Below are 11,323 nucleotides of genomic sequence, written 5' to 3'. Positions count from 1 at the left end.
GATAACTGTCTTTGAAGCGTGTTGCAGTTTGGGACAGGTTCTGCGCGACTGCTCGAAAAGAAGACACCCGTTGTCGACCGCGGTCAGGGCCGGTATCTGCATAAAACGGCTGAATACGGCCTCAAAGCCCGATGCGGCCGTATTCAGCACACCGTTCTCCGCTTGGCACGCCAATTGCCAAAGTGAAGTCATCCCGGCAAGCCCTGGATCACACAACCCACAATCCACTATCGCCACTCGGAGGACGACATGAATCTGGCAGACATCAGCAAACTCGGCATCAAGAATCCGTTCAAGCAGCGCTACGACAATTTCATCGGCGGCAAATTCGTCGCGCCGGTCAAGGGCCAGTATTTCGAAAACATCAGCCCCGTCATCGGCAAGACCTTCTGCGAAGTGGCGCGCTCCACGTCGGAAGATATCGAACTCGCGCTCGACGCGGCGCATGCGGCGAAAAAGGAATGGGGCAAGACCTCGCCGGCCGCACGCGCGATCATCCTCAACAAGATCGCCGACCGCATGGAAGCCAATCTCGAACTGCTGGCGACCGCCGAAACCATCGACAACGGCAAGCCCATCCGCGAAACCATGGCGGCCGACATTCCGCTGGCCATCGATCACTTCCGCTACTTCGCCGGCGCGGTGCGCGCGCAGGAAGGCAGCATCGCCCCGATCGACGCAGAAACCTATGCCTATCACTTCCACGAGCCGCTCGGCGTGGTGGGGCAGATCATTCCCTGGAACTTCCCCATCCTGATGGCGGTGTGGAAGCTCGCCCCTGCGCTGGCCGCAGGCAACTGCGTGGTGATGAAGCCTGCCGAACAGACGCCGGCCTCCATCATGGTCCTGCTGGAACTGATCCAGGACCTGCTGCCGCCCGGCGTGGTCAACATCGTCAACGGTTTCGGCCTGGAAGCCGGCAAGCCGCTGGCATCCTCCAAGCGCATCGCCAAGATCGCCTTCACGGGTGAAACCGGCACCGGCCGGCTGATCATGCAGTACGCCTCGCAGAACATCATTCCCGTGACGCTGGAGCTCGGCGGCAAGTCGCCCAACGTGTTCTTCGCCGATGTGATGGACAAGGATGACGAATTCTTCGACAAGGCGCTGGAAGGCTTTGCGATGTTCGCGCTGAACCAGGGCGAAGTCTGCACCTGCCCCTCGCGCGTGCTGGTGCAGGAATCGATCTACGACCGCTTCATCGAGCGCGCCGTCGCACGCGTGGAAAAGATCAAGCAGGGCAACCCGCTCGATTCCTCGACCATGATCGGCGCCCAGGCCTCGCAGGAGCAGCTGGAAAAGATCCTGTCCTATATCGACATCGGTAGGCAGGAAGGCGCGCAGGTGCTGACCGGCGGCGAACGCAAGGCGCAGGACGGCGACCTGGCCGGCGGCTACTACGTCAAGCCGACCGTGTTCCGCGGCCACAACAAGATGCGCATCTTCCAGGAAGAGATCTTCGGGCCGGTGGTGTCGGTCACCACCTTCAAGGATGAGGAGGAAGCGCTGTCGATCGCCAACGACACGCTCTACGGCCTCGGTGCGGGCGTGTGGACGCGCGACGGCAGCCGCGCCTTCCGCATGGGCCGCGGCATCGAAGCCGGCCGCGTGTGGACCAACTGCTATCACCTGTATCCGGCGCATGCCGCGTTCGGCGGCTACAAGCAGTCGGGCATCGGCCGCGAAAACCACAAGATGATGCTCGATCACTATCAGCAGACAAAGAACTTGCTGGTGAGCTACAGCCCGAAAGCGCTCGGCTTCTTCTGATCCGCAACGGTCAGAACCCTGCCCGCCGCCTGAGGCACGACGGCCGAAGCGGCGGGCGATTCGACACAGGATGACACATGGCCTATACCGCACCGCCAAGAGTGGTTGCCACCGAGACCGCGACGCAGCTGATCGATACCCTGACCAGGCGTTACGGAGCGCTGATGTTCTTTCAATCCGGCGGATGCTGCGACGGCAGCTCGCCGATGTGCTATCCCGCCGGCGAATTCAACATCAGCCAGACCGATGTGCTGCTGGGCACGCTGCAGGGCGCGCCCTTCTACATCGGCCGCGACCAGTTCGAATATTGGCAGCATACGCAGCTGATCATCGACGTGGTCGACGGCATGGGCGGCATGTTCTCGCTGGAGAACGGAACCGGAAAGCGCTTCTTCACGCGTTCGCGGCTGTTCACCGACGAGGAGTGCGACAAGCTGGCGCGCGAGGCTGCACGCGACTGCGTGCGCCAGCCCTGACCGGATTCGACGACTTGATGAGCACTACCAAGCCATTCCATCGCATGCGGTCCGGCGGCAGGACATTTCACAATAACAGGAGGAGTCTATGAAAAGCAAACTGATACGGCTGTCGATTGCAGCCGCGCTCGCCGCCGGCGCATTCGGCGCACATGCCGCCGGCGTCACCGATGCGATGATCGAAGCCGACGCGAAGTCGCCCAAGGATGTGCTGTCATGGGGCATGGGCCCGCAGGGACAGCGTTATTCGACGCTGTCGCAGATCAATGCCAGGAATGTGGCCAAGCTGGTGCCGGCCTGGTCGTTTTCCTTCGGCGGCGAGAAGCAGCGCGGCCAGGAGTCGCAGCCGCTGATCCATGACGGCAAGATGTTCGTCACCGCGTCTTACTCGCGCATTTATGCGCTCGATGCCAAGACCGGCGAGAAGCTCTGGAAATACGAGCATCGCCTGCCCGACGGCATCATGCCCTGCTGCGACGTGGTCAACCGCGGCGCGGCGCTGTTTGAAAACCTGGTCATCTTCAGCACGCTGGACGCTCAGCTGATCGCGCTCGACCAGAAGACCGGCGAAGTGGTGTGGAAGGACAAGGTGGACGATTATGCGGCAGGCTATTCCAACACCGCCGCGCCGCTGATCGCGAAGGGCCTGCTGCTGACCGGTGTCTCCGGCGGCGAGTTTGGCATCGTCGGCCGCGTCGAAGCGCGCGATCCACGCACCGGCCAATTGGTCTGGATGCGCCCGACTGTCGAAGGCCACATGGGCTACAAGTACGACAAGGACGGCAAGCAGACCGAGAACGGCATTTCCGGCACCGCCAACAAGAGCTGGCCGGGCGAATTGTGGAAGACCGGCGGCGCGGCCACCTGGCTGGGCGGCACCTATGATCCGTCCACCGGCCTGGCCTACTTCGGCACCGGCAATCCCGCGCCCTGGAACAGTCACCTGCGCCCCGGCGACAACCTGTATTCCTCGGCCACGGTCGCCATCGATGTCGCGACAGGCCAGATCAAATGGCACTACCAGACCACGCCGCATGACGGCTGGGATTTCGACGGCGTCAATGAATTCGTCACCTTTGACATGAACGGCAAGCGGCTCGGCGGCAAGGCCGACCGCAACGGCTTCTTCTATGTGATCGACGCCAAGAACGGCAAGCTGGAAAATGCCTTTCCCTTCGTGAAGAAGATCACCTGGGCCACCGGCATCGACCTGAAAACCGGCCGCCCGAATTATGTGGAAGAAAGCCGTCCGGGCGATCCTACCAAGGCCGACGACAGCAAGAAGGGCAAGACGGTTTTCTCCGCGCCGTCCTTCCTGGGGGGCAAGAACCAGCAGCCGATGGCCTACAGCCCGAAGACCAATTACTTTTACGTGCCGGCCAACGAGTGGGGCATGGATATCTGGAACGAGCCGATCAGCTACAAGAAGGGCGCGGCCTTCCTGGGCGCCGGCTTCACCATCAAGCCGCTCAGCGACGAATACATCGGCGCGCTGCGCGCGATCGATCCGAAGACCGGCAAGATCGTCTGGGAAGTGAAGAACAATGCGCCGCTCTGGGGCGGCGTGATGACCACCGCCGGCGACCTGGTGTTCTACGGCACGCCGGAAGGTTTCCTGAAGGCGCTCGATGCGAAGACCGGCAAGGAACTGTGGAAATTCCAGACCGGCTCCGGCGTGGTCGCGCCGCCCATCACCTGGCAGGAAGGCAATACGCAGTACGTGGCCGTGGTGTCGGGCTGGGGCGGTGCGGTGCCGCTGTGGGGCGGCGAAGTCGCCAAGCGCGTGAACTTCCTGGAGCAGGGCGGCTCGGTGTGGGTGTTCAAGCTGTCGTCGATTTAAGTTCGATTTGATTGATGGTCGTTGTCTCCGCTTTCGCTCAGAGGCCGGACTGTCCGCCGGCAAGTTTTCTGACGATTGCATTTTCGCCGGTGGCGTTTGCCACCGGTTTTTTTATGGTGCACGTGTAGAGAACTCGGTCCATGGTCTATGCCCCGAATATCACCTGGTTTGTTCCATAGGCTGCGGGCAAAGTCGAACCGATGATCTTGATTACGGTGTCGGCAGCATTGATGACATTGATGCCGGTATTGCCGTCCTGTCCGTCGTTAACCACAAGATACTGATTGCCATCTAAAAAGCGCACAAACATCACGTCCTTATCGTTCTGTCTGACAGATGCATACGCGGTACTCAGCGCAGCAAGCAAGTCCGTGCCACTTCCGCTGCCGGGATTCGGGGCGTCCAGCACCGTGCGAAGGGTTCCTGACGGACCAAACTCCGCAATATAGAAGCCGTCCCCGCCCCTGACATTGACGATATCAAATCCTGCCGCCGGTGCTGCGCCGGAATTGACAGGGGAATCCGTGCCCTTGTCCGAATAGGTATAAAAATCCTGTGTTGACCCGCCGTCCATCGTGTCGGCACCGGTGTTTCCATTGATATGATCCACGCCTTCGCCGCCGACAAAATTGTCGTCGCCGGCGCCAAGATCAATGCTCATGCGCACCGTGACGGCGCCGCTGCGGTTCAGATTGAACGTATCATTCCCGGATGAGGCCGTGCTGAATAAGCCATCGGACGCATTAAGCACCTCGGTAGTCGCTGCGTTAATGGCCGTTGCCGTATCTGCAAGCGTATAGTGCAGTTTTGCCAGCGCCAATCCTTCGGTCAGCAAGAGATTGACGTTATCCACGGATGTGTTGGCATCCAACTTGTATTTCGTCACGCCGTCGATAGCATGCTTGGCGCGTATGGCATTGAAGCTGTCCTTGACCGAAAACACGTGGCCATTCACATCGAAGCCATTGACGGCAGCCAGCGTGGCGGCGTCGGCGACCGACATGTCAACGACGTCGGCGCTCAGAAGGAATGCGGAGGCATAGGACATGGCGGCATGATTGCTCATGATCGCCGTATGTGTGTCCAGTACCTTGTACGCCGTCACACCCGTAATTGCATGCTTGGCGATGATGGCTGCCGCAGTGTCAAGTACCGTAAAGCTCTTCCCATTGGCGCTGAAGCTGCTGACGCTTGCAAGCGTGGAGGCGTTTGCCACAGTAAGGTCGACAGCATTGGCGCTCAGCTTGTAAGCCGTGACGCCTGTAATGTCATGCTTGGCGAGTATCGCGGAAGCGGTGTCCATGACGGTGATGTCCTTGCCGTTGGCGCTGAAACGATTAATGCCAACCAGCGCCGCAGCGTTGGCCACCGTGAGATCACTGGCGTTTTCGCTGAGCCTGTAGGCAGTCACTCCATTAATGGAGTGACTGGCCAGTATGGCCGAAGCCGTATCCAGTACGATGAAATCCTTGCTGTTGGTGCTGAAGGTGCTGATGCCGGCGAGGATGGTTGCATTGGCCACACTCAGATCGTCCGCATCTTCGCTCAGCTTGTATGCCGATACATCCGTGATCGCATGATTGCCCAGTATTGCAGCCGCGGTATCCTGCACCGTGATGAATCTGCTGTTGACATGAAAGCCGCCGATGCCCGTCAGCGCGGCGGCGTTGGCCACGCTGAGATTGTTTGCGTCGGCGCTCAAGCTGTAGGCAGTCACGCCGGTGATCGCGTGATTGGCCAGTATTGCTGCAGCCGTATCCAGTACGGTAATGGTCTTGCTGTTGATATCGAAGCCGCTGATGGCGACCAGGGCGGCGGCATTGGCAACGCTGAGGTCGTCGGCATTTCCACTCAGCTTGTAGGCGGTGACACCGGTAATGGCATGATTGGCCAGTATCGCCGAAGCGGTATCGATAACGCCTAGTGTCAGGCCTGTCCTGCTCGTCAGACGGGAAAGCAGATCCGTCGCATTGGCGACGCTGTAGAAAACATTCGTTCCCGCATTGACGGTGACTTCCTGCGCACCGCTGAGATTCGCAGGCGCGGCGTTGAGAATGTTGGCCGGCGTGTCTTGGATGCGGTAGCTGACCCCTCCGGTATGGTGATCGAAATGCATGCCATTCAGTGCCGAAAGCGTAATCACTCCCTGGATGACGAGACTGCCGCCACCCGTGACCGTGAAGTCCGCTATTTGCGCCAGTTGCGAATTTGCAAGCTGGAGTACCTGTCCGGCCGAGAGATCGACAACGACTGCCGATAGCGCCGATCCCTTCGTAGACGCAGTAACTCCGCCCCGCGAAAAGGAGATGACGCCATTCATGTCGATGGCGATCGTGATGTTGCCGCTTGCGCTGCCGCTGAAAGTCAGTTGGCCGAGCGTATTCGTGACGAAGAAATCAGGCCAGTTCTGATCCGGTGTCACCGGCGCAGGACTGAAGATACGGTCGATCATGCTTTGGGCGTTCGTGCTCGCGATCCCGTCCGCAATTCGGCCGATGTCAAAGGACTGTATGGCGTTGCCGAGATTTCTGGCCAACAGCATGGCAAGCTCGTTCGCCAGGCTGCCGTCCTGCATGCCTGTTCCGATCAGCGTGTGCGCTTCTCCAAGTGCCAGGGCTTCGGTTTTGGCGATCAGGGACAACGCATCGATCAGATCGCCCGGATTGAGTGCGGACATGCCCTTGATCAGTTCCACCGTTTTGCTGATCGGCACATTGAATGCGGCGATGATCTTTGACGCATCGTCGGTCAGTCCGGCGGACTGCACTGTCGCTGCATTCTTCAAGGGCACTGCAGCAGCAGCCTCAAATTTGAGCAGGCTGTTTGCTACAAGTTCCTTGATCACATCGTATGCATCAAGTCCGAGCAATGCGCCTGCCTGGAACGGCTTGCCACTTGCAGCAGCCCCTGCAATCTTCTCTGCCAGTGCATCGGCGACGCGAAGCGAGATCATGCTGGTATCGATGCCGGCATTGCCCGGCGTGCCTTTGATCAGAGCCGCTGCGCCTTCGGTCAGGATGGATAGTTGCGCAATAACGGCTTTGACGGCGAGCGCATTCTTCTTTTCGTTCATTGACGAATCGGATGCAATGGCCTTGTCAAGATGGTGAAAGGTCAGCAGGTTGATTGCGGAATCGATGCCGAAAGCCTGATTGACGAGCGCCATGGCATCCGTGATGCCGATTCCCTGTTCGACGAGCGCATGAATGACCGTTGTCAACGGCGTGATCATGATTTCACCGCTGCCTGAAGCGGCCACCGTGGAGAACCATCTACCGTTGGTGACTCCGGTCGTCACATCTTTGCCGCCGACGGCATACAGGCTTCCATAGCCGCCGCTCAGCAGGAATTTTCCGCTGCCGTCGGTTTGCACCGGAATCAGCACTCCGGCTTTAAGTGCACTCTCATCGACGGCGCGGTAGACATGCACATGTTCGAGCGTGCCTGCCTGCACCGTCCCTTTCACTGTTTGCGTCGCTGTTATTGCCTGTTCCAGCGAATGTCCGGCAAGAGCTTTCGCCGCCTCTGTCGTGGGGATGCTGCTATTGGACGAACGCAGCACCAGGAAACTTTCCGCGAACCGGGTAGCGCTGCCTTGCGGGTCCATCGCCTCGTCAGATGCGGTGAATGCTGCCGCAACTTGACCCAGGTTCCATCCGCCATGCCGGACGATATTCAGCCAGTAGCCTTTGCCTTCGGCGTCACTGGCTCTTCCGAAAAGATTTTGATAGAAGGTGTCAAGGACAGCGTCGGCCGAAGCGTTCGAATACTTTTGCTTGTATTCCTCGGACTGGAAAAAGTTGAAGGCGATGTCACTGAGGCTCATGCCGTCCTGCAGGAACCCAAGCCAGTAACGCAAGCCGTCGAGGTCTGCCGCACGGCCGAAGAATACCTGATATAGGTGAAGCACAGAGATGATGGACTGCGCTTCCGGTGAGGTGATGAAGCCCTTCACCATCTCGACCGAAGTCAGGCCATTTTCGGCTTGCTCGGTCCAGCCGGCCATGCCGGCCGCTTCTCCTTCGCGCAGAAGAACGTTTCGGTACAGATTCTGAACGAAATCTTTGATTGCATTATTCATCATTGTGACTCAACGACCATGATCACGAACATACCGGAGGAAGCCTGCACGCCCATCGGGCGTATATGCTGGGTGCAGGCAATCCGATTGGAGTTGAATCGCGATGGGAAGACAGCCTTCCCGAGAACTACAGAGAAGTGTTTTGCGCCTGTCATCATTGGACCTGTCAGGCTGGTAGCATCGTTTGCTATTCCAATAAGATGTTCGTTGTTAATTCAATAAGGCCATGATCTTTTTGGCGTGATAATCCTGCATACAATATAAGTGAAATGATGCCTTATGGAAAGAGTCGTGTTGGAGACGGCTGGTGTTATGTTGCGGAAGTCGTGTTCCTTGCATGGCTCGAGTGATGGACCGCATATCCCTTGCCTCATCGAGAAGTTCGCTTGAAGATGTGATGCCCGTGCTATCTGTACAGTGAAGTGTGCTTTGGTTGTTCTGGCTTTGTAACTTCCGCTCCCGCAGGAGCTTTGATAAGGTTGGCGAATCAAAATCCGTTATTAGGTATTAATGGCAAGTGCGGCAAGTGCGTCTTGTGCACAACATTGTTGGCATCGCTGAGCATTCTCTGAGCCGAGCATGGTTGATTTCCCTTTTGTCCACTCAATTCTCGCGGCTCGCGACGGTATTAGTATTTCCCGCCCCGATTTAGTTCTTCGAGAAATCCGCCGAGTAAGTGATGATCTGCGGCACGCCTTCAATTCCCACAACATACTGTTCCGGGCAGGGAATTGAATAATGCAATCGGCATCTGGGCGCGAGACTGCCAATCCCGCCGTCGGCGTTCCCATTCGTTGTATCAGACTGATACAGCACTGTTTCGAAATGGAGCAAAGGGCGTTTTTCATATGGCGCAGGCTTGAAAACGACCGGTACCTGTCGCTTTCTCCGACGGCCAGCGCCAATCGCTGTTGTCGCGCAAATCGTCGGTAACAGTGTCCCATAGAATCGTCGCATTCCATGCAAGTGGCATGCTACTTGCTGTATGGAAGCCGGCATTAGTCAGGATAAATACAACGACGAGAGTATGAGACTCCATGGATAAACCCAACAATCACGGACGCAGGGTGGCAACAGCGATATCGACAGGCGCGCTGCTCCTGACCGCTGCGGCTGGCGCCAAGGCTCAGCAGGAAAAGCAGCTCGAAGAAGTGGTCGTCTCCGCCAGCCGCAGCGAGCAGAAACGCTTCGACGCGCCGGCGTCGATCGACGCCGTGCAGGTCGACCCGCTGCGCGCGGCTTCGCCGCTGGTCAATCTCTCCGAACTGCTGGGCACGGTGCCCGGGATACAAATTCGGGAACGCCAGAACTATGCACAGGACCTGCAGCTGTCGGTGCGCGGCTTCGGCACCCGATCCACCTTCGGCGTGCGCGGCGTGCGAGTGCTTGTCGACGGCATTCCTGCCACCATGCCCGACGGCCAGGGCCAGGCAGCCACCGCAACGCTCACTTCGGCACGCCGCATCGAAATTCTGCGCGGTCCTGTCGCCCAGCTCTACGGCAATGCTGCCGGCGGTGTGGTGCAGGTCTTCACCGCCGAACCGCCGCTGGCGCCGCAAAAGCCCTATGCCAGCGCTTCACTCGGTGCCGGCAGCGACGGCCAGCGCCAGGTCGGCTTCACGCTGGCAGGCGGCGCCGAAACGCTCGGCGGCCTGCTCGATGTTTCGCGCTACGAGACCGACGGCTACCGCGACCACAGTGCCGCCGAACGCACGCAGGTCAATGCCAAGGTGCTGTGGCAGCCTTCCTCCTCCACCAAGGTCACAGGCATCGTCAATATCTTCGACCAGCCGCTGGCGCAGGACCCGCTCGGCCTGACCCGTGCGCAGTTCGAACAGAATCCGAGGCAGGTGGCGCCCGTCGCTCTGACCTTCGATACCCGCAAGACCATCGAGCAGAAACAGGCGGGCCTGCTGTTCGAACACAAGTTCGACCGCAGCAACACGATCAATGCGCGCCTGTATGCCGGCACGCGCGAGGTGTTCCAGACGCTGTCGTTTTCCGGCGCGGCTGCCAATTCCTCGGGCGGCGTGGTCGATCTCGACAATCACTACCGCGGTGCCGGCCTGAGCTGGACGCATGCGACCCAGGCCGGCGGCATGCCGCTCAACTGGACACTGGGCATGGAAGCCGACGACCTCGACCAGACGCGGCGCGGCTTCGTCAACAACAACGGCACGCCTGGCGCGTTGCGCCGCGACGAGCGCGACAATGCCAACAACGTCGACATATTCGGCCAGGTCGACTGGACCTTCGCCGAGCAATGGAAGGCGACCGCCGGCCTGCGCTCGAGCCGCGTGCGATTGTCCGTGGATGACCGCTACATTACTGCGGCCAGTCCCAACGACAGCGGCAGCGTCGAATATCGGAATACCAGTCCGGTGCTGGGACTGGTCTGGTATGCCAATGACAATCTCAACTTCTACGGCAATCTCGGCCGCGGCTTCGAGTCGCCGACACTGGCGGAATCCGCCTACCGGGCCGGGGCCACCGGTCCCAATCTCGGCCTGCAGCCGTCGAAAAGCCGCCAGGGCGAGATTGGCATGAAGTGGCGTTCCGGCGCGCAGAGCGTGGATCTGGCCATCTTCACCGCGCGCAGCAAGGACGAGATCGTGCCGCAGACCACCGAGAACGGCCGCTCGATCTTCCAGAACATCGACAGCGTCGAACGCCGCGGCTTCGAGGCAAGCTGGCGCAATGACATGGGCCGCATCGGCACGCAGCTTGCGTACACGCTGCTCGATGCGCGCTTCAAGCAGGGCTTTGCCAGCGGAAGCGGCGCGGTCGCCGCGGGCAACCGCCTGCCCGGCGCGCCGATGCACAGCCTGTTTGCCCAGATCGAGGCGCGCCCGCTGCAGGGATTGAGCACCGCGCTGGAAATGCGGGCCGAGAGCAAGACTTATGTCGATGACGTCAACAGCGAGACTGCGCCCGGCTATGCGGTGTTCAACTTGCGGGCCGCGCAGGAGTTCCGCGCCGGAGCAACGACCTGGACGCTGTTCGGCCGCATCGACAACCTGTTCGACCGTGACTATGCGGGGTCGGTCATCGTCAACGACGGCAACCGCCGCTTCTATGAACCCGCGCCGGGAAGGCGCTTCTTCGTCGGTTTGCGGGCTTCGCTCTAAGAGCCTGTTCGAGAACTGCAGCGGACGG

Annotated in this window: 5 protein-coding genes; 4 read left to right on the top strand and 1 reads right to left on the bottom strand. The window is 59.7% G+C overall.

Annotated elements, in window-relative coordinates; all coding sequences use genetic code 11:
* Window positions 1-249 precede the first annotated feature (249 nt).
* The 3 genes from adh to IGW03_RS06705 all read left to right on the top strand — a co-directional run bounded on the left by adh (window position 250) and on the right by IGW03_RS06705 (window position 4,086).
* Window positions 250-1,770: an aldehyde dehydrogenase gene (gene adh, locus IGW03_RS06715; protein WP_194721767.1), complete on the top strand. Its 1,521-nt coding sequence runs from the start codon at window positions 250-252 to the stop codon at window positions 1,768-1,770.
* A 77-nt stretch (window positions 1,771-1,847) separates the two neighbouring features.
* A complete protein-coding gene (locus IGW03_RS06710) occupies window positions 1,848-2,246 on the top strand; it encodes a DUF779 domain-containing protein (protein ID WP_194721766.1) in 399 nt (132 codons plus the stop codon).
* A gap of 88 nt (window positions 2,247-2,334) precedes the next feature.
* Window positions 2,335-4,086: a PQQ-dependent methanol/ethanol family dehydrogenase gene (locus IGW03_RS06705; protein WP_194721765.1), complete on the top strand. Its 1,752-nt coding sequence runs from the start codon at window positions 2,335-2,337 to the stop codon at window positions 4,084-4,086.
* 145 nt (window positions 4,087-4,231) lie between these two features.
* Here the strand turns inward: IGW03_RS06705 and IGW03_RS06700 are convergent, their stop codons facing one another.
* Window positions 4,232-8,170, bottom strand: a complete 3,939-nt coding sequence (locus IGW03_RS06700) for a DUF4214 domain-containing protein (protein WP_194721764.1) — start codon at window positions 8,168-8,170, stop codon at window positions 4,232-4,234.
* Window positions 8,171-9,204: 1,034 nt separating this feature from the next.
* Between IGW03_RS06700 and IGW03_RS06695 the strand changes: the two genes are divergently transcribed.
* Window positions 9,205-11,295 carry a TonB-dependent receptor family protein gene (locus IGW03_RS06695; RefSeq protein ID WP_194721763.1) on the top strand — a complete coding sequence of 697 codons (2,091 nt, stop codon included), beginning with the start codon at window positions 9,205-9,207 and terminating at the stop codon, window positions 11,293-11,295.
* Window positions 11,296-11,323: the final 28 nt, after the last annotated feature.

The sequence above is a fragment of the Noviherbaspirillum malthae genome (genome assembly GCF_015352985.1).
In the GTDB taxonomy this organism is placed as follows: Bacteria; Pseudomonadota; Gammaproteobacteria; order Burkholderiales; family Burkholderiaceae_D; genus Noviherbaspirillum; species Noviherbaspirillum malthae.
This window is presented reverse-complemented; position numbering and strand designations above follow the sequence as displayed.